This is a genomic window from Virgibacillus carmonensis (assembly GCF_057836705.1).
In genome coordinates this window covers 53,205-71,733 of the sequence record NZ_JBYQFJ010000020.1, presented here as the reverse complement: position 1 = coordinate 71,733, position 18,529 = coordinate 53,205, and the positions used below count along the sequence as shown (strand labels likewise).

General features: G+C 38.8%; 17 protein-coding genes and 7 tRNA genes. 23 read left to right on the top strand and 1 reads right to left on the bottom strand.

The genetic code is table 11. The annotated features are described in order from the left end of the window. Positions 1-54: 54 nt before the first annotated feature. From AC3G7N_RS14975 to rocF, 13 genes are all read left to right on the top strand, one after another. Positions 55-127 (top strand) — tRNA-Thr (locus AC3G7N_RS14975). Between the two features lie 216 nt (positions 128-343). Further along, positions 344-511, top strand: a complete 168-nt coding sequence (locus AC3G7N_RS14970) for a hypothetical protein (RefSeq protein WP_489422971.1) — start codon at positions 344-346, stop codon at positions 509-511. A gap of 267 nt (positions 512-778) precedes the next feature. Beyond that, a tRNA-Glu gene (locus AC3G7N_RS14965) sits at positions 779-853 on the top strand. Between the two features lie 6 nt (positions 854-859). Then, positions 860-935: transfer RNA gene (locus AC3G7N_RS14960), tRNA-Val, on the top strand. Positions 936-939: 4 nt separating this feature from the next. After that, a tRNA-Thr gene (locus AC3G7N_RS14955) sits at positions 940-1,015 on the top strand. Between the two features lie 38 nt (positions 1,016-1,053). Further along, a tRNA-Tyr gene (locus AC3G7N_RS14950) sits at positions 1,054-1,138 on the top strand. 9 nt (positions 1,139-1,147) lie between these two features. Continuing rightward, positions 1,148-1,222: transfer RNA gene (locus tag AC3G7N_RS14945), tRNA-Gln, on the top strand. 68 nt (positions 1,223-1,290) lie between these two features. Then, positions 1,291-1,363, top strand: a tRNA-Lys gene (locus AC3G7N_RS14940). A gap of 203 nt (positions 1,364-1,566) precedes the next feature. Continuing rightward, a complete protein-coding gene (locus AC3G7N_RS14935; protein ID WP_489422970.1) occupies positions 1,567-2,856 on the top strand; it encodes a hydroxymethylglutaryl-CoA reductase, degradative in 1,290 nt (429 codons plus the stop codon). Continuing rightward, the gene (mvk, locus tag AC3G7N_RS14930) at positions 2,853-3,815 is read left to right on the top strand and encodes a mevalonate kinase (protein ID WP_489422969.1); all 963 of its coding nucleotides are present in this window, start codon (positions 2,853-2,855) and stop codon (positions 3,813-3,815) included. The genes AC3G7N_RS14935 and mvk overlap by 4 nt, the downstream gene beginning before the upstream one ends. A 29-nt stretch (positions 3,816-3,844) precedes the next feature. Continuing rightward, positions 3,845-4,819 carry a diphosphomevalonate decarboxylase gene (gene mvaD, locus AC3G7N_RS14925; RefSeq protein ID WP_489422968.1) on the top strand — a complete coding sequence of 325 codons (975 nt, stop codon included), beginning with the start codon at positions 3,845-3,847 and terminating at the stop codon, positions 4,817-4,819. A gap of 13 nt (positions 4,820-4,832) precedes the next feature. Next, complete coding sequence (locus tag AC3G7N_RS14920; protein ID WP_489422967.1) at positions 4,833-5,927, top strand: phosphomevalonate kinase; 1,095 nt, start codon at positions 4,833-4,835, stop codon at positions 5,925-5,927. 214 nt (positions 5,928-6,141) lie between these two features. Beyond that, positions 6,142-7,041 (top strand): arginase, encoded by a 900-nt coding sequence (gene rocF, locus AC3G7N_RS14915; RefSeq protein WP_489422966.1) that lies wholly within the window; start codon positions 6,142-6,144, stop codon positions 7,039-7,041. A 96-nt stretch (positions 7,042-7,137) separates the two neighbouring features. Here the strand turns inward: rocF and AC3G7N_RS14910 are convergent, their stop codons facing one another. Next, positions 7,138-7,341 carry an aspartyl-phosphate phosphatase Spo0E family protein gene (locus AC3G7N_RS14910; RefSeq protein WP_489422965.1) on the bottom strand — a complete coding sequence of 68 codons (204 nt, stop codon included), beginning with the start codon at positions 7,339-7,341 and terminating at the stop codon, positions 7,138-7,140. 92 nt (positions 7,342-7,433) lie between these two features. Here AC3G7N_RS14910 and sigW point away from each other — a divergent pair, with 92 nt between their 5' ends. The 10 genes from sigW to AC3G7N_RS14860 all read left to right on the top strand — a co-directional run bounded on the left by sigW (position 7,434) and on the right by AC3G7N_RS14860 (position 18,499). Beyond that, entirely contained in the window at positions 7,434-7,997 is a 564-nt protein-coding gene (gene sigW / locus AC3G7N_RS14905) for an RNA polymerase sigma factor SigW (RefSeq protein WP_489422964.1), read from the top strand. Positions 7,998-8,012: 15 nt separating this feature from the next. After that, complete coding sequence (locus tag AC3G7N_RS14900) at positions 8,013-8,663, top strand: zf-HC2 domain-containing protein (protein WP_489422963.1); 651 nt, start codon at positions 8,013-8,015, stop codon at positions 8,661-8,663. A 313-nt stretch (positions 8,664-8,976) separates the two neighbouring features. After that, a complete protein-coding gene (gene cdaA / locus AC3G7N_RS14895; protein ID WP_489422962.1) occupies positions 8,977-9,798 on the top strand; it encodes a diadenylate cyclase CdaA in 822 nt (273 codons plus the stop codon). Continuing rightward, positions 9,791-11,020 (top strand): CdaR family protein, encoded by a 1,230-nt coding sequence (locus AC3G7N_RS14890; RefSeq protein ID WP_489422961.1) that lies wholly within the window; start codon positions 9,791-9,793, stop codon positions 11,018-11,020. Before cdaA ends, AC3G7N_RS14890 begins: the two co-directional genes overlap by 8 nt. A gap of 90 nt (positions 11,021-11,110) precedes the next feature. Further along, positions 11,111-12,454, top strand: coding sequence for a phosphoglucosamine mutase (gene glmM, locus AC3G7N_RS14885; RefSeq protein WP_489422960.1), 1,344 nt, complete (start codon positions 11,111-11,113; stop codon positions 12,452-12,454). A 187-nt stretch (positions 12,455-12,641) separates the two neighbouring features. Beyond that, complete coding sequence (locus tag AC3G7N_RS14880) at positions 12,642-13,313, top strand: response regulator transcription factor (RefSeq protein ID WP_489422959.1); 672 nt, start codon at positions 12,642-12,644, stop codon at positions 13,311-13,313. Positions 13,314-13,374: 61 nt separating this feature from the next. Further along, positions 13,375-14,754, top strand: a complete 1,380-nt coding sequence (locus AC3G7N_RS14875) for a sensor histidine kinase (protein WP_489422958.1) — start codon at positions 13,375-13,377, stop codon at positions 14,752-14,754. A gap of 73 nt (positions 14,755-14,827) precedes the next feature. Continuing rightward, positions 14,828-15,913: an ABC transporter permease gene (locus tag AC3G7N_RS14870; RefSeq protein WP_489422957.1), complete on the top strand. Its 1,086-nt coding sequence runs from the start codon at positions 14,828-14,830 to the stop codon at positions 15,911-15,913. Further along, positions 15,913-16,581, top strand: coding sequence for an ABC transporter ATP-binding protein (locus AC3G7N_RS14865; RefSeq protein WP_489422956.1), 669 nt, complete (start codon positions 15,913-15,915; stop codon positions 16,579-16,581). The genes AC3G7N_RS14870 and AC3G7N_RS14865 overlap by 1 nt, the downstream gene beginning before the upstream one ends. Before the next feature lie 127 nt (positions 16,582-16,708). Then, on the top strand, positions 16,709-18,499 hold the full coding sequence (locus AC3G7N_RS14860) for a S9 family peptidase (protein WP_489422955.1): 1,791 nt from the start codon (positions 16,709-16,711) through the stop codon (positions 18,497-18,499). Positions 18,500-18,529: the final 30 nt, after the last annotated feature.

Sequence of the window (18,529 nt, the reverse complement as noted above, 5' to 3'; positions counted from 1 at the left end):
TATCGGCTGTTAACCGATCGGTCGTAGGTTCGAATCCTACCTGTGGAGCCATATGCTTCCATAGCTCAGCAGGTAGAGCACTTCCATGGTAAGGAAGGGGTCAGCAGTTCGAATCTGCTTGGAAGCTTTCAATAAATCTTGCCTAACCTTTAAAGTTTGGGCATTTTTTGTATGAAAAAGAAATAATCTCCATTTATTGGTATACTAGAATGAAAACGTGTCAGGATACCCTAAACATAGTAAAAACAGAATTAGGAAACAATATCGAATAGTCACATTTAAGATAGAAGTACAGACTTTGAGTATATTTCGGTTAAGCTGAGCTGGCTATGGAGGCTAATAAATGAGTGATATACCGGTTTTATTTATAATTGCATTTGTTGTAACAATTTTTGAAGTGTTCTTAGCTATATATCTAATCAAAAAGCAAAATATTAAGCCGTCACGAGCATTGTATATGTCAGTGCCAACTGTAGTGATTATTTGGTTTGTGGCAATTATAAGCTCTTAGAAAACAATGAAGTGAGTGAAATATAATCCTCTCCCTGATGTATTTGTTGTGTCAAATACATCAAGGTTATAACCTTGCAGAATAAAGTCTTTTCAATTGTTATGACTAAAAACAGCATCTTAGGAAAATAATAATTTACATGTTCGTTCTTAAAAAAATAACAAATAAAACAGATTTACCCTTTACAAAGGGATGAAATCTGTATATAATAAAATTCGTTGGTTTTCGACATTACATAAGTTTTAATCGTTGAAAAACTGTAATCTAGGCCCGTTGGTCAAGTGGTTAAGACACCGCCCTTTCACGGCGGTATCACGGGTTCGAATCCCGTACGGGTCACCATAAAGTGGAGGATTAGCTCAGCTGGGAGAGCACCTGCCTTACAAGCAGGGGGTCGCAGGTTCGAGCCCTGCATCCTCCACCATTACGCCGGCCTAGCTCAACTGGTAGAGCAACTGACTTGTAATCAGTAGGTTGGGGGTTCAAGTCCTCTGGCCGGCACCACTTTTTATGTATAAGATTTGAAAATGTGGTAATTATATGGAGGGGTAGCGAAGTGGCTAAACGCGGCGGACTGTAAATCCGCTCCCTCAGGGTTCGGCAGTTCGAATCTGCCCCCCTCCACCATTTATATATTGGGCTATAGCCAAGCGGTAAGGCAGCAGGTTTTGATCCTGTCATTCCCAGGTTCGAATCCTGGTAGCCCAGCCATTTATAACTTATATAATCACCTTGTGTATCAACTTCACCACGGTAAATACGTGGTTTTTGTATGTAACGAGCCATTAGCTCAGTTGGTAGAGCATCTGACTTTTAATCAGAGGGTCGAAGGTTCGAATCCTTCATGGCTCATCATTTTATTGAAAAAGATTTCTAGCATTGGGACATAATACATAGTATAATTGCAAGTAAACAAGGTCGTTATGAAATTAAACAACCTTGTTTATTTGCATTTTGCGCTATTTTTTTACATAATAGATAGAGTAAATTTAATATCTAAATAAAAAAATTAAAGTAAACTTATTATATATTGATACACAAAAGGATGATTTTGTATGAATACTTCTAGAATTCCTGGCTTTTATAATATGACTGTAGAAGAACGTAGAAAGATACTTGCTGAACAGGCTGACTTTACAGAAGATGAAACTGCTCATCTTTCTCAAGCGAATCCATTATCTCTTGATACAGCGGATAATATGATAGAAAATGTGATAGGGACTTATCAGTTGCCATTAGGGCTAGGGTTGAACTTTCTTATAAACGGGAAAGAATATGTAGTACCTATGGCAATAGAGGAACCATCCGTTGTGGCATCTGCTAGTTATATCGCTAAGCTTGTTCGAAATGCTGGTGGATTTACAACGGAAGCTACAGACAGAATTATGATCGGCCAGATTCAAGTAGTTGGATGTCCTGATCTTGATTTAGCGAAAGAAGCACTTTTGAGAGAAAAAGACATGCTTATTGAGGGAGCTAATGCAGCATACCCTAGTATCGTCTCAAGAGGTGGCGGAGCGCAGGATTTAGAAGTACGCATACTAAACGAAGATTCAGGTTCCAAATATGGACAGATGCTTGTATTACACTTGTATATTAATACATGTGATGCAATGGGTGCCAATATAATCAATACTATGGTTGAAGCACTTGCTCCAGTCGTGGAAGATTTGACAAAAGGAAAAGTATATTTGCGAATTCTTTCTAATTTAGCTGATAGGTGTATGGCACGTGCCAAATGTGTGATACCACCGGAATTATTAGAAACTGGTGAGTATTCCGGTGAAAAAGTGCGTGATGGCGTAGTGCATGCTTATGAGTTCGCAGCATCTGATCCATATCGTGCTGTTACACATAATAAGGGAATCATGAATGGGATTGATCCAATAGTAATCGCAACAGGAAATGATTGGCGTGCAGTTGAAGCTGGAGCACATGCTTATGCAGCGCGTTTTGGAAAATACAGTTCGATGACAGAATGGTACGTTGATGATGAGGGTAATCTTGTTGGTGAACTTGAGTTACCAATGTCTGTTGGAACTGTCGGTGGCTCGATTCGTGTACACCCAATCTCGCAAATTGCCCATAAGATGCTAGATGTAGAATCTGCCCAAGAATTAGCACAGGTTATTGTATCAGTGGGTCTAGCGCAAAACCTAGGTGCTTTAAAAGCATTAGTGACGGATGGCATCCAAAAGGGTCATATGGCTTTACATTCCCGCTCTGTTGCGATGGCGGCAGGGGCTAAAGGAGAGCTGATTGATATCATTGCTGAACAATTAATTAATGAAAAAGAAATCCGTGTGGGGAAAGCTAAAGAATTGGTGGAAAAGAGTAAAAGATGAGTGTAGAGAAAGCAACAACTTCAGAACAAACAGCTGTCGGTATAGCTCATAGTAAATTAATTTTAATTGGGGAGCATGCGGTTGTACACGGACAACCAGCTATAGCTATTCCTTTCCCTTTAGTTGGGGTAGAGGCGCTTGTAGATAATGTACCGGGTGCAGTTAAAATAGATAGTACGTTTTATCATGGACCGATCAATATGGCTCCAAATGCATTAAACGGGTTAATCAACTGTATAAAGGCGTCATTAGACCATTTAGATATGCCGCGTAAAGACCTCTTGATTCGTATTAAGTCATCCATACCACCAGGTAAGGGTCTTGGTTCAAGTGCATCAGTAGCAATCGCTGTTATCAGGTCTCTATTTGCGCATGCAGATGTAGAACTATCAGAAGAAACGTTATTAATGCTAGCAGATATTTCAGAAACATATGCACATGGCGCACCTAGTGGAATTGATACACTCACCATTACATCACAATCTCCGGTATGGTATGAGAAAGATATTCCATTCCACTTCATTAAACCGAAAGCTGATTTCCACTTTATTGTGGCGGATTCGGGGCGGAAAGGTGATACGCGATTGGCGGTTGAATCAGTGGCAGAGTTACTAAAATCAGGCCCTAGGAAAATTCAAGCAAGTCTTGATCGAATTGGTGACATAACGCATCAAGCAAGAAGAGCTCTTGAAAAAGCTAGTAAGCAGCTTTTAGGAAAAACGTTAAACGAAGCGCAAAAAGAACTTGAAGCACTTGGTGTAAGTGATGCTGGACTAAACAGGCTTATTTATGTTGCCCGTCAAGGGGGAGCTCTTGGTGCTAAGTTAACAGGTGGCGGAAATGGCGGATGTATTATTGCTTTAGCTCGTAATGAAGCGCACTCTAAACAGCTTTGTGAAAAACTAAAAGGCTTTGGTGCTCATGCAGTATGGCCATTTGTACTACGGAAGCAAAAGTAAGGAATAGTTCATAGAAATGGGGATTATGGATGAAAGCAACGGCAAAGGCACATACCAACATTGCCTTAATCAAATATTGGGGAAAGCGCGATGAGTCGTTGATTTTGCCAATGAATAGTAGCCTTTCGTTAACCTTAGATGCCTTTTATACAGAAACAACTGTTACGTTTAACCGTGAACTAGAAGAAGATAAGTTTTATTTAGATAATGAAGTAATTATCGGAGATCAGTATACAAAGGTCTCCAAGTTTCTCGATTTAATTAGAAACTTTGCGGATACGCCTTTGTTTGCAGAAGTTCGTTCAACAAATGCGGTTCCTACTGCGGCAGGCTTTGCCTCATCAGCATCAGGTTTTGCAGCACTTGCAGCAGCTACCACACGTGCACTAGATTTAAACCTTGACGATCAGACCTTATCCCGACTCACACGGCAAGGGTCAGGGTCTGCATGCCGTTCAATCTACGGTGGTTTTGTAGAGTGGGAAAAGGGAGTAAAGGATAATGGTTCAGATTCCTATGCTGTACCTGTAGCACCACAAGACCACTGGGATGTGCGTGTGGCAGCTGTTGTTTTGTCATCTGATATGAAAAAGGTTTCTAGCCGCGTAGGGATGAAACGAACGGTGGAGACATCGCCGTTTTATTCTGGATGGGTAGATCATATTCCTACTGATTTAGCACAAATTAAAACTGCTATACGGGATCGTGACTTTGAAAAAATGGGTGAGATTGCCGAGGCTAACTGTCAAAAAATGCATGCGACAACATTAGGTGCTAATCCGCCATTTACGTACTGGCACGATACAACGTTAACCGTCATGCAAACCGTCCAAGCATTACGTGAGAAAGATATTCTTGCTTATTTCACCATTGATGCTGGTCCAAACGTAAAAGTTCTTTACCAACCGGAAAACGAAGAGGAAGTTCAACAAACACTCCGCAATATACCTGGTGTATCAAACGTGATTTTAAGTCGTTCAGGCCAAGGAGTCACCTATAAATAGGGGATGAAAAATAATGACGAACGAAAACTTGACCATAAAGGTTCCAGGTAAACTTATGATTGCTGGAGAGTATGCTATATTAAAAGCCTATCAACGATCAATAGTAATAGCTGTTGATCGTTTTGTTTATGCCACAATTAACGCTAGTAGTGAAAAACGTGTATCCCTCCCAAAATTAAACCTCGAAAACTTATCTTGGAAAATTGAAAATAATAAAATACATATTGTGACTGATGATAAACGTGTGAATTTCGTTGAAAATGCGATGAATATAGCATATCGTTATATAACAGAACAAGGAAAACCCTTCGCTAATTTTGATTTGGCCATTACGAGTGAATTAGACGATGAATCTGGAATTAAATATGGATTAGGTTCAAGTGCAGCGGTGGTTACTGCGGTAATCAAGGCTATTATGGAAAAACACGCCATACCTTGTACTTCCACACTTCTTTTTAAGTTAGCAGCTATCGCACATGTGAAGACACAAGGTAGTGGATCTGGTGCCGATGTTGCTGCATCTTCATTTGGTGGGATGGTTGCTTACACATCCTTTCAAGCAGATTGGTTAATATTTGCGTATGGGAAAGAAACATCGTTAACCAACTTAGTTGAGCAGGATTGGCCTTATTTTTCCGTTAAACCAATTTCATTACCAGATGATATTCATATGGTAATTGGATGGACGGGGAATCCAGCGTCAACAAAGAATTTCATTGAAAAGGTTAACGTAATGAAAGAACAACATGGAAATTTATATACACAGTTTATCAGTCAGTCTGCAAAAGCTGTAGATACAATTATAAATGGAATTGATTCAAGTGATAGCAGACAGATACTTAATGGCCTAGCATTTAATAGGAAGGCGTTAGCCAACCTAGGCATGCGTGCAGAAGCGGATATAGAAACACCTCTATTAACATTATTATGTGACATTGCAGAGCAAAATGGTGGTGCCGGTAAGCCATCAGGTGCAGGTGGAGGGGATTGTGGTATTGCCTTTCTTCCTAGTAAAGAAAAGACTGATCAGGTCATTCAAGAGTGGGAAAAGGCTGGTATAAAGACATTATCACTCAGTATAAATTTAAATGGAGCTAGACTAAAATAAATAGAACATTGTCGTAATCCGGATACGTTATTAACATTTAGTATGTATGTTGGGTCACTATCATTAAAACAGCCTTGAGTTACATAAGCTGTGTTTCTAAAGAGAAATTTTGTGTAGACAAATTATCTGAGTTGGTATATTTAGACAAATTCATGTCTGGTTGAGTCATTGCCTGGTTTTTCGTTAAACTATAGTGTAGAGGAGGTTTTCAATTATGAAGAAAAATATTTCTATTATTGGAGTACCGATGCATTTAGGACAACCTCGTCCTGGAACCGATCTTGGACCGGGCGCAATTCGCCATGCTGGTGTTGTTGAAAAATTAAAGCGTTTACAACATGATGTGGAGGATTTAGGAGATATAAAAGTTGATTCTGTGACAGGCGAAGAACAACGTGAAGACAATTTGTTAAATCTGCAGTCTATCATTGACGCATCTACAACGCTTGCTGAAAAAGTGGATGATGTTGTAGCGACTAAGCGATTCCCGCTCCTTTTTGGTGGGGATCATAGTATGGCAATCGGAAGCCTTGCTGGAATCAGTAAGCATTATGAAAATCTGGGTGTCATTTGGTATGATGCACACGGTGATTTAAATGACAGTGCAACGTCACCATCAGGAAATATCCATGGAATGCCACTAGCCGCAAGCCTGGGAATTGGACATAAGAAGCTTACATCGGTTCATGGTGATCAACCGAAAGTAAAACCTGAAAACCTAGTGATCATTGGTGCACGAGATTTAGATCCTGGTGAAAAAGAGTATATCAAGGAACATGGAATAAAGGTTTATTCTATGCGTGAAGTAGATGAACTTGGAATGAAAGCAGTTATTCAAGAAACTATTTGTTACTTGAAGGAGCGCACGGATGGCATTCACCTAAGTCTAGACTTGGATGGATTGGATCCTAGCGAGACACCAGGTGTTGGAACCCCTGTTGTTGGTGGTCCATCGTATCGAGAAACCCGTCATGCAATGGAGTTATTCCATGATGCAGATGTACTCACTTCTGCTGAATTTGTTGAAGTGAATCCGTTACTTGATGATAAAAACAAAACAGGTATTGTTGCAGCGAACTTAATCAGTGCATTGTTTGGGGAAACGTTAAAATAATGATCAGTTGATGGAATTAATAAAAGAGACGGTGATTTCTGCTTTTGAAATCGCTGTTTTTTTTATTAAGCTATCACACAGGATGAGTGGTTTCGGTTAAGCACTTTTCACTGTCTTATGGTAGGTATTTAGGAGCGAATCCAATTGTTTACTAGATTTAATTACTGCCTCAGAAGTATAGCTGTGGGTAGTGCTCAAAGTAATCATCTCTTTACGACAATGTTCAATTTTTTTCAATAAATTATAATTATCCACAAAACCTTCCTCCAATCTAGTATAATGTACTAAAAAGATACCCATATATTTACAAAGGTAAACCTCAAATTTTTATGAAACCTTTATATGTTTCATTTCGTAACATAAATACCGCATGAATAGCGGAGGTACTTGCTATGGATTTAATAATAAAAGAAAAAATAAAACAAGTGAAAAAAGGTGATCAAACTGCATTTGAAGATGTGGTCACTTTTTATCAGCAAAAAATTTACCAGCATTGTTACCGAATGCTTGGTAATGCGCACGAGGCAGAAGATATAGCGCAAGAGGCCTTTATTCGCGCATACATGAATATTGATTCCTATGATATAACCCGAAAATTTTCAACATGGCTGTATCGCATCGCGACGAATTTAACCATCGATCGAATACGAAAACGCAAGCCAGACTATTATCTTGATGCAGAGATTAAGGGAGCCGATGGGTTGAACATGTATTCCCAGCTTGAGTCGGATAATATTTTGCCAGAAGCGGAAGTAGAGAACCTTGAACTGAAAAGCTATATTCACCATGAAATTTCAGAGCTCCCACCTAAATACCGATCGATTATTATACTGCGGTATTTGGAAGAGTTTTCTCTCAAAGAGATAAGCGACATCTTAGATATTCCTTTAGGAACAGTAAAAACGAGGATTCACCGGGGTAGGGAAGCTTTACGGAAAAAGCTTCGTCACGTGTAAAGGAGTGTGAACGAAATGAAATGCGAAAAAGAAGCTATCATGCTTATGCATAAATATTTAGATGGTGATTTGACCAAATCAGAAGAAATAAATTTGCGGGGGCATTTAGAGGCTTGTGAAGATTGTCAAAAGCATTTTCATGAACTAAAGCGGACGATCACATGGGTACAAAGTGCTGAAAAGGTATCCGCTCCAGAGGATTTCACCAGAAGCGTGATGAATAAATTACCTAAAGAAAGGCGAAGAGTTAGCTATAAGCGTTGGTTCAAGGCACACCCAGTCATTACAGCTGCTGCGGTATTTTTTATTTTCATGTTTAGTAGTGTACTCTCAGCATGGAATCAAAGTAGTGAGTTAGTGGTTTCCAAACAAGAGAATTTGATTATTGCAGGCGATACAGTCATTGTACCAGAGGGTGTTACAGTATCAGGCGATCTTATAGTTAAAAATGGCAATCTGAAAATTGATGGTACAGTTGATGGGAATGTAGTCCTGTTTAACGGTAACTTAATAGATGAATCAATTGATGGCGAAGGACTAATGGCATCAGTCGGAGAGGTGAATGGAGAATTTGAAGAAGTTGATCAAGTTTTTGAATGGATGTGGTACCATTTAAAAGAGATAGTTGAGGGCATTTTCTCACTTGGTCAAGTCTGGATTAACTAAAGACCCTCTAACAGGTTAGCTTTCTGTTGCCCAGACAGGAATTTTTTTAAAACAAATGTCTAGTTTCAGCGTCTCATCTACTTGAGGTGACAATGAATGAAAGCTTCTTCGAACAATCTGCATGGTGATTATTCGCAGGAGCTTGTGTTTTTCTGAAATACTTTTAAAAGCGTGAAAAAATTGCATGAAACATCAATCCTTTAGTGTAAATAAAATCCTTATTGATAGCATGTTTGACGGTAGAATATGATATAATAATAACCGTTACATTATTAGATAGAATGAGAACCTATGGATAGAAGGATGTGTAAACATGCTTGATGGGGGATTTGATGTATTTGACCTCTTACGTATCGGCGTAGATATAGCTGTCGTTTGGTACATATTATATAAATTAATTATGCTAATTCGTGGTACAAAGGCAATTCAACTACTTAAAGGGATTTTGGTTATATTAATCGTATGGATCATCAGTCTTGTTTTTAATTTGCAAACCATTCAATGGCTAACAGATTATGCAATAAGATGGGGATTTGTCGTTATCATTATACTATTTCAACCCGAGTTAAGACGTGCATTAGAGCAGCTTGGTAGAGGTAATATTTTCTCCAGAAATACAAAATCCGAAGAGGAAATTTTAGAACAAACGATAGAAGCTTTTATACATTCTTGCGGGTATATGGCAAAACGCCGTATTGGTGCACTAATCACGATAGAACGTGAAACAGGAATTGGTGATTATGCCGAAACAGGAATTCCTATTAATGGAAAGCTAACGCATCAATTATTAACCAATATTTTTACACCAAATACACCACTCCATGATGGCGCAGTGATTATGCGTGGTGAAGAAATAGTTGCTGCTGCTTGTTATTTGCCGTTATCAGAAAGTCCTTTTATTTCGAAGGAACTTGGCACGAGGCACCGTGCTGCAATGGGTATTAGTGAAGTAACAGACGCGCTTACGATTATTGTATCCGAAGAAACCGGTAATGTATCCTGTACAAAAAATGGTGAGCTGCACCGTAATTTAGATTTAAATGCACTACGAGAGCTTTTAAAAGAAAATTTATCATTATCGATAAAAACCCCTGAATCAAAGTCATGGAAATGGAGGGGGAAAAAGAATGGATAATTGGTTTAAAAGTAAATGGTTTGTCCGCATTATCTCTCTTGCATTTGCAATTTTGCTGTACGTATTCGTGTCTTTGACTTTGTATGATAATCAATCGGAAAACGATTCCAGAATTCCAGATGGGTCTGATAATCTGGAAACGATTGAAAATTTTCCAGTTGATATTCAAATTGATGAGGAAAAGTATGTTGTTAGTGGTGTGCCTGAGTATGCAAATATTCAACTTCAAGGGAGTCCAGGTGTATTGGTCCCGGCTGTTCGCCAACAAAACTTTGATGTGTATGTCGACTTGGAAGATTTAGGTGCGGGCGAACATACAGTGGATCTTGAATATTCCAATGTGCCAAGTAATTTAGAGGTTTATATTGAACCGAAAGAAATCGATGTCGTCATTGAAGAGCGGGCATCAGAAGAGTTTAGTGTTAATGTAGATTTTTTAAATACAGAAGAACTTGCTGAAGGCTTTGAAATAGGATCTTCAGAAGTTGAACCTAAATCTGTCACCATTACTAGCTCAAAAAAACTCATCGATCAAATAGGTATAGTAAAGGTCTTTGTAGATGTAACTGGCATTGATGAATCAATCGAAAGTCGGGAAGTACCAGTAAATGTCTACGATAGCCAGGGAAATGAATTAAATGTGAACATTGAACCTGAGAGGGTAGTGGTCTCAGCTGAACTCTTGAACCCAAGTAAAATGGTTCCAGTAGCGGTTCCGACAACAGGTGAATTGCCTAAAGAATATTTACTTTCATCAATTAAAGCAAATGTTGATGAGATTGAAATTTTTGCAACAACTTCCATTTTAGAAGGCATCGATAAAGTGACAACTGAAGAAATTAATTTGTCAGATATAACGGAATCACAAACAATTGAAGCAAAACTGGCATTACCAGATGGTACAAGCGTTCCAAACACCGAAGTAGTTGAAGTGAAAGTAGAATTAGAACGGACTAGAACAATAGATGATGTCGCAATTGATGTAGAAAATCTTGGTGATGGACAAGATATATTGTTTTCAACGCCAGCCGATGCCGCGATGAGTGTGGTTGTAGCGGGGGCGGAAAAAAATTTAAGTGAATTAACAGCAGAAGATGTTCAATTATTTATTGATGTTGAGGGACTTGAAGAAGGAGAACATCAGGTACCCGTAATCATAAAAGGACCAGAAAATATTACAGTTAAAGCTGAAATGGAGCAAGTGACAATTGAAATTACGTAAAGTTGTTCCATGAATAGTTAAAAATTCATACGTTGTAATAATCTTAGCAACCATACACGGATAGTTTGGGAACAAAAGGAGAGGTATTGCATGGGTAAATATTTTGGTACAGATGGTGTCAGAGGAATAGCAAACGAAGAACTCACACCCGAGCTAGCATTTAAACTCGGACGTTGTGGTGGATTTGTTTTAACAAAAGACATAAGGAAACCTAAGGTATTGATTGGTCGAGATACACGGATTTCTGGGCCTATGCTAGAAGGTGCATTAGTTGCTGGTCTATTATCAATAGGTGCTGAAGTAATGCGCCTTGGTGTTATTTCCACACCGGGTGTTGCTTATTTGACGAAAGCAACAAAAGCAGAAGCGGGTGTTATGATTTCAGCTTCACACAATCCGGTAGAAGATAACGGTATTAAGTTTTTCGGTCCAGACGGATTTAAATTAACCGATGATCAAGAGGAAGAAATCGAGACTTTAATGGATAGTGAAGATCTACTTCCTCGACCAGTCGGTGAAGAGGTTGGACAGGTAAGTGATTATTTTGAAGGTGGACAGAAGTATATCTCCTTCTTAAAAGGATCAGTAGACAATGAATTCGAAGGTATGCAGATTGCATTAGACTGTGCAAATGGGTCAACTTCTAGCCTAGCATCGCATTTATTTGCTGATCTTGAAGCCGATATTTATACAATTGGAAGCTCTCCAGATGGCTTAAATATAAATGATGGAGTAGGTTCCACCCACCCAGAAACTCTGCAGTCGTTCGTCTTTGAAAAAGGTGCTGACATTGGTCTTGCTTTTGATGGTGATGGTGACCGTTTAATTGCTGTGGATGAAAAAGGACAATTGGTAGATGGCGATCAGATTATGTATATTTGCGGTAAACATATGAATGAAAAAGGCCACTTACACCACAATACTGTGGTATCAACGGTCATGAGTAATTTGGGTTTTTATAAAGCACTGGAAGACAATGGCATGCGTAGCGATAAAACAGCAGTTGGTGACCGCTATGTAATGGAAGAAATGCGTAAAGGTGGATACAACCTCGGTGGAGAACAATCTGGACATATTATTTTCCTAGATTACATTACAACTGGTGATGGTCTTCTTACTGCATTACAGCTCGTAAATGTGTTGAAGGAAACTGGAAGACCTTTATCAGAATTAGCGGCTGAAATGGAAATCTTCCCTCAAGTACTGAAGAATGTAAAGGTTACTGATAAGAAAAATGCATTAACCAACCCTAAAATTACCGAAGCGATTGATGAAGTGGAGAGAGAAATGGCTGGTGAGGGACGTGTGCTTGTCCGTCCATCAGGTACTGAACCACTAGTCCGCGTGATGGTTGAAGCACCAACAAAAGCGGATTGTGAACGGTATGCAGACCGCGTTGTTGCTGCAATTGATGAATTATTAGGAATGAAATAATCCGTGTTGAATACTGCTCTCCTAGTGGGGGCAGTTTTTTTATTGTCATCATTTATGGATTACAGTCTGTCGCGGAGGAGGTACGATCGGTTGCAGCCAGATATAAAGTCCGAGCCTAACGTTCTTACACCCCACAATCTATACTATGATATTATTAAGTCAAATATGCCCGGGAGTGATTATCTAAATGATTTCTATCTTACTTGTTGATGATGATCCACATATCAGAGAATTGCTTCGCTTTTATTTGCAAAAAGAAGGCTATCGCACAGTTGAAGCCGGGGACGGACAAGCCGCATTAGAACTTTTAGAAATACAGAACATTCATCTTGCCGTGGTAGACATTATGATGCCACAAGTGAATGGTTATGAACTTTGTAAAGAAATTCGTTCATATTATGATATTCCAGTCGTTATGTTAACAGCCAAGGGTGAGCTGATTGATAAGGAGAAAGCTTTCACAGCTGGAACAGATGATTACATCGTAAAGCCTTTTGAGCCGAAGGAAGTTTTATTCCGGATCAAAGCCTTGCTTAGAAGGTTCCAATTAATGAATGAGCAAATCATTCATCTAGGAAAAACAATCATCGATCGAAAAAGCTATGAAGTGAGGATTAATGGTAAAACGGTTATTTTGCCATTAAAAGAGTTTGAGTTACTTGTACAGCTAGCTAACTATCCAAATCAAATTTTCACAAGGGGCCGATTAATTGAGTTAGTTTGGGGAAACGACTTTACTGGTAATGATCGGACGGTTGACGTACATATTAAACGCTTGCGAGAGCGTTTTTCTGAAAATAATCATGATTTTGTTATTAAAACAATACGTGGGGTTGGCTATAAGCTTGAGCAAGTGTAACAATTTGTTCCTAAATATAGTTTAGTGTGCAACAAAACGAAGCATGTTTGGAGGAATAACTATGCGAACCCTTTATGTACGCATAATCGTCGTGACAATGTTAATTATGATTGCGAGTTCTATTATTGCCTTCTTCGCATCGAATATTTATTATCAGCATTATTTAAAACCAAAGAATGATGCGAAAGTCACACATATCAGTGAAAACATTGTAGATATTTATAAAACGACTAACAAACAAGGTATTGCAACCTATCTAAAAGAAATGGCCGATCTAGGCTATAAATTTTATTTAGTGGACGAGGATCGAGATGGACAGGTTTATGGGGAATCCTTTCGGAAAAATAATTTAGATTCGATTAGCATTGAACGTGTATTGGAGGGCGAGGTCTATCATGGGGTTGAGCAGTATCCATGGAGACCCTTTGTGACGGGATTTTTTGATAATGAATTGAAAAATACAATTGGTGTTCCTATGGAAGTTAACGGGGAAAATTATGCTTTATTTGTACGACCAAATACTGCACAGCAATTTGGTGAAATGCGATTTTTTCTTGCAGTTTTGCTTACTTTGGCACTAATCTTTTCATTTTTATTAGTATTAATTAGTACAAGCTATATTGTAAAACCAATTAAACGGTTAACCGGTGCAACAAAAAAGATCGCTGCTGGGAACTACCATGTAAAATTGAATGTTAATCGTAAGGATGAAATTGGCCGGCTGGCACAGGATTTTTCTAAGATGAGTAATAGCCTAAAGCAAACGGAAGCGAAACGACAAGAATTTGTTTCCAATGTTTCCCACGAAATTCAGTCACCGTTGACTTCGATACAAGGCTTCACTGAATTGGTTAGAGATGAAGAAATGACAGCAGATGAGCGACGTCACTATCTAACTATTATTGAAAAAGAAAGTAAACGTTTATCCATGTTAGGAAAACAGTTACTTACCTTATCGATGCTTGATCACGATGACAGTGGTAACATGGCATTTCCAGTTTCTATCGATGATCAAATTAGAGATGTTGTATCAACGACAGAGTGGCAATGGCAGGAGAAAAACCTAAGTATCGCTTTACATTTACAGGCAGGTGAAATTATAGGTTCAACCGATTTAATCCAACAAATCTGGATGAACTTAATGACAAATGCGATCCGCTATACAAATAATGGGGGGGCTATATCCATTACAACGAAAGAGGATAAAAGCGGTTTGCATGCATCTATCTGTGACACTGGCATCGGAATGACGGAGACGGATGTAGCGCAGATTTTTGATCGTTTTTACAAAGGGGATAAAGCGAGAACAAGAAGTGAAGCAAGTACTGGTCTTGGTCTTGCGATTGTGAAGAAAATAATCGAAATTCATCAAGGAACCATAGAGGTAGAAAGCGAAATGGGCAAAGGTTCAACCTTTCATGTCTTCCTACCAAAAAAGTAATCAATCGTTCATCTTCTATTCACATTACTTATGTAAGCTATAAGTAATGTGAGATTAGGAGGGAACGATTTTTATGTTTTTAGCGATAAGAGAATTAATTCATGCAAAGTTTAGGTATATATTAATCGGCGTCATTATGGTGCTAATCGCTATGTTGATTTTTATCATCTCGGGATTGGCAAATGGTCTATCCTCAGATAATGCTTCTGCAGTTCAAAATTTACAAACGGATTACATCGTTTTAGAAAAGGACGTTGAACATAAGGTTACCCGTTCGCTGTTCCCCGCAAGTAAATTGGAAACCATTCAAGGAACAGAAGGTGTTGAAGCGGCCGTAGCACTTTCAGTAAACATGACGAGTGCAACTAAAGAAGGCTCGGATAAGAAAGTAGATGTTGCATTATTTACGACCGATAAAGATAGCATGTTAATTCCTGAGGTAAGTAGCGGGGAGACGTTTTCGGCCTCTGGTGAAGCAGAGTTAATTTTGGACGATTCTATGAAACAGGAAGGTGTACAGCTTGGCGATGACCTGCAATTAGATGGTTCTGATCAAATCTTTACGGTAGTTGGATTTACTGAAAAGTCACGGTTTAGTCACACACCAGTCGCATATATAGGAAGTGGTGCACTAGGAGCATCTAATGGGAAAATTAGTGCAGTTGCACTTCAAGTGGAAAAGGGTAAGATTGATTTGGTAAAGAATGAGCTCTCTAGTGACTTTGATATTTTGACAAAGGATGAACTATTAAAAGGGATTCCAGGATACTCACAAGAACAATCCTCTCTTACTATGATGATTATTTTCTTGTTTGTAATTGGCACGTTTGTATTAGCTGTGTTTTTCTATGTATTAACATTACAAAAAACTGATCAATTTGGCGTATTGAAAGCACTTGGAACAAAAACATCGTATTTAATTCGAAATGTGATTTCACAGGTGGTGTTAATGTCAGTGATTTGTATTGGTATTGCTATGGGTTTAACATACGCTGCTGAAACAATGTTTCCAAATGATTTACCATTCCTGTTGAATATCACGAACATGCTGCAATTTTCTACCGTATTGCTAGTTGTTACGGTTCTTGGATCATTATTATCGCTCATTCAAATTGTAAAGGTTGATCCAATCCAGGCAATTGAAGGAGGGGCTAATTAATGAAAACACTAGAAATGGACAATGTCACGAAGATCTATCATGACGGACCTAAAGAATTTAAAGCAATTGACCAGGCTTCATTCGGGATTGAAGAGGGGGAATTCGTAGCGATTGTGGGTCCATCGGGTTCAGGGAAAAGTACGTTGCTATCACTTGCCGGAGCATTGCTCACACCGACTAGTGGGCAGATACGTATAGCTGATAATGATCTATCATCCTTATCAGCGAAAAAAGTTACACAATTGCGTCTTGATAAGCTAGGATTTATTTTTCAATCAGCAAATCTTATTCCTTATTTAAAAATTAAAGATCAGCTAGGGTTAATCGGTAAACTAGGTGGTCTTAGTAAAAAGGCAACGGAAAAACGGACGAAGGATTTACTTGAACATTTTGGGCTTTCTGAGCGACTTGATCATTTTCCAAATGAGCTTTCAGGTGGGCAAAGACAACGAGTTGCTATAGCTCGTGCGCTTATGAATGATCCGAGTATTATCTTTGCGGATGAACCTACAGCAAGCTTAGACTCGAAACGTGGATTAGAAGTAGTTAAAATGCTGGCGAATGAAATTAAAACTCGTAATAAATCCGGAATCATGGTGACACATGATGAGCGTATCCTGCATTTATGTGACCGTGTCATCACGATTAAGGATGGGAAATTGGTATAATTTTGATGTCGGGAAAAAGTTGTCTGGTGACATATACTCTATCGAAATGAATAAAAATAAGCTATACTAATAAGTAATAATTCAAACATCTTAGAACTTTCATAGAATACAAATCAGGGGGACTATGATGATACCATTTCCGAAACCAACCGTAGAGCAGTTTTTTCGTACTTACGCAATCACTAATTTTGCAGTAAGTAAGGATGAACAGCGTCTCATTTTTAATGCAAACCTAAATGGCAAAATGAATTTGTGGGCAATGGATTTACCAGATACATTTCCGTATCTCTTTGCGCATCAGGAACAGTTGAGTAGCTTCATTCAAATTGATGCTAATAACCGCTATGTACTATCAGGGTTTGACCAGGATGGTGATGAGAACCACCAAATATATGCATTGCCTGCAAAGGGTGGATTGCCATTACCACTTATAACCGGAAGTGCCGAGGACAAATTTTTCCTTGCACATCTAAGTGATGATGGAACACGTATTTATTACATGACATCTGAAGGCAATGGATCCTTTTTAAATACCCGCGTGCGCAATCTGAAGGATGATTCTGACAAGATTATTCATAAAGGAAAAGACGGCCTTACAGAACTAGCAGCTGTGTCAGATAATGAAAAAGCATTTGTATACCATGTTTCGTTTGCCAATACGTATGTGACAGGATTTGTTAAAGATGAGGGGCGGGAGTATAGCCTAACACCAGATCCGGAAAAAATTCATGTAACATTTGATTCTATTTTTGTGGATGATTCTACCGTCTATTTTGCTACTGACTATGATAGTGAATATAGCTATGTAGCAAAATTCAATCTAACGACAAAGCAATTTTCATCTGTTGTAACACTCGACAATGAAAGCGTAAAAACGTTGAAGTTTAATAAAGAACAGCAAACACTTTATATCCTTGCTGAAAATGGAGTGCAGGATAATCTGTATCGATATGATTTAACAAAAGACCATGTAGAAAAATTAAGCCTGCCAGTTGATGTCATTAATCAACTTCATGTTGCAATATCTGGTTCCCTGTATGCACTTGGTATAAGTGCTACAGTTCCGCCTAATATTTATCAATTGAATGACAGTTTGGAATGGAAACGGCTAACGAATAACACAGTATTAGGTGTTAGCGAAAAAGAAATGATTGAGCCGGACGTAGTAACCTATCCGTCATTTGATGACATGGAAATTGAGGCATTATTATTTAAAGCGAGTCCAGATCTTGATAATGGGCATACCATTTTCTGGCCTCATGGTGGACCGCAAGCTGCAGAACGAAAAACGTTTCGTTCTATGTTCCAATGCTTCTTAAACCGCGGATACAGTGTTTTTGCTCCGAACTTCCGAGGTAGTACTGGCTATGGTTCATCGTTCGTAAAAATGGTGGAGAAAGACTGGGGGGAGGGACCACGACTCGATTGTGTAGCAGGAATTGAATGGCTGTTTGAAAAAGGTATTACGGATCGAGATAAACTATTCCTTGTTGGTGGTAGTTATGGTGGATATATGACACTATTGCTTCATGGTCGTCATCCAGAATACTTCAAAGCGTGCATCGACATTTTTGGACCATCCGATTTATTCACGTTCGTAAATTCCGTTCCTCCACATTGGAAACCAATAATGGAGCGATGGGTTGGTGATCCTGAACGCGACAAAGAACGTTTTGTACGGGATTCACCAGTAACTTATTTGGATACCATGACAAAGCCTATGCTCGTGATTCAAGGTGCTAAGGATCCTCGTGTTGTAAAAGCAGAATCAGATCAAATCGTGGCTAAGCTTCAAGAAAAAGGTCGTGAAGTGGAATACATGGTGCTTGAGGATGAAGGACATGGATTTAGGAAAAAAGAAAATGAAATCAATACTTATACACGAATGATTGATTTTTTGGAGAAGCATCGAGGATAACTAGTAAGAGCAGGTTGACCATTTTTTGGT

What these genes read in the sequence shown, in the direction of transcription:
- AC3G7N_RS14970 (WP_489422971.1), top strand. Translation starts at nt 344, where the DNA reads ATGAGTGATATACCGGTTTTATTTATAATTGCATTTGTTGTAACAATT.
- AC3G7N_RS14935 (WP_489422970.1), top strand. Translation starts at nt 1,567, where the DNA reads ATGAATACTTCTAGAATTCCTGGCTTTTATAATATGACTGTAGAAGAA.
- mvk (WP_489422969.1), top strand. Translation starts at nt 2,853, where the DNA reads ATGAGTGTAGAGAAAGCAACAACTTCAGAACAAACAGCTGTCGGTATA.
- mvaD (WP_489422968.1), top strand. Translation starts at nt 3,845, where the DNA reads ATGAAAGCAACGGCAAAGGCACATACCAACATTGCCTTAATCAAATAT.
- AC3G7N_RS14920 (WP_489422967.1), top strand. Translation starts at nt 4,833, where the DNA reads ATGACGAACGAAAACTTGACCATAAAGGTTCCAGGTAAACTTATGATT.
- rocF (WP_489422966.1), top strand. Translation starts at nt 6,142, where the DNA reads ATGAAGAAAAATATTTCTATTATTGGAGTACCGATGCATTTAGGACAA.
- AC3G7N_RS14910 (WP_489422965.1), bottom strand. Translation starts at nt 7,341, where the DNA reads ATGGGTATCTTTTTAGTACATTATACTAGATTGGAGGAAGGTTTTGTG.
- sigW (WP_489422964.1), top strand. Translation starts at nt 7,434, where the DNA reads ATGGATTTAATAATAAAAGAAAAAATAAAACAAGTGAAAAAAGGTGAT.
- AC3G7N_RS14900 (WP_489422963.1), top strand. Translation starts at nt 8,013, where the DNA reads ATGAAATGCGAAAAAGAAGCTATCATGCTTATGCATAAATATTTAGAT.
- cdaA (WP_489422962.1), top strand. Translation starts at nt 8,977, where the DNA reads ATGCTTGATGGGGGATTTGATGTATTTGACCTCTTACGTATCGGCGTA.
- AC3G7N_RS14890 (WP_489422961.1), top strand. Translation starts at nt 9,791, where the DNA reads ATGGATAATTGGTTTAAAAGTAAATGGTTTGTCCGCATTATCTCTCTT.
- glmM (WP_489422960.1), top strand. Translation starts at nt 11,111, where the DNA reads ATGGGTAAATATTTTGGTACAGATGGTGTCAGAGGAATAGCAAACGAA.
- AC3G7N_RS14880 (WP_489422959.1), top strand. Translation starts at nt 12,642, where the DNA reads ATGATTTCTATCTTACTTGTTGATGATGATCCACATATCAGAGAATTG.
- AC3G7N_RS14875 (WP_489422958.1), top strand. Translation starts at nt 13,375, where the DNA reads ATGCGAACCCTTTATGTACGCATAATCGTCGTGACAATGTTAATTATG.
- AC3G7N_RS14870 (WP_489422957.1), top strand. Translation starts at nt 14,828, where the DNA reads ATGTTTTTAGCGATAAGAGAATTAATTCATGCAAAGTTTAGGTATATA.
- AC3G7N_RS14865 (WP_489422956.1), top strand. Translation starts at nt 15,913, where the DNA reads ATGAAAACACTAGAAATGGACAATGTCACGAAGATCTATCATGACGGA.
- AC3G7N_RS14860 (WP_489422955.1), top strand. Translation starts at nt 16,709, where the DNA reads ATGATACCATTTCCGAAACCAACCGTAGAGCAGTTTTTTCGTACTTAC.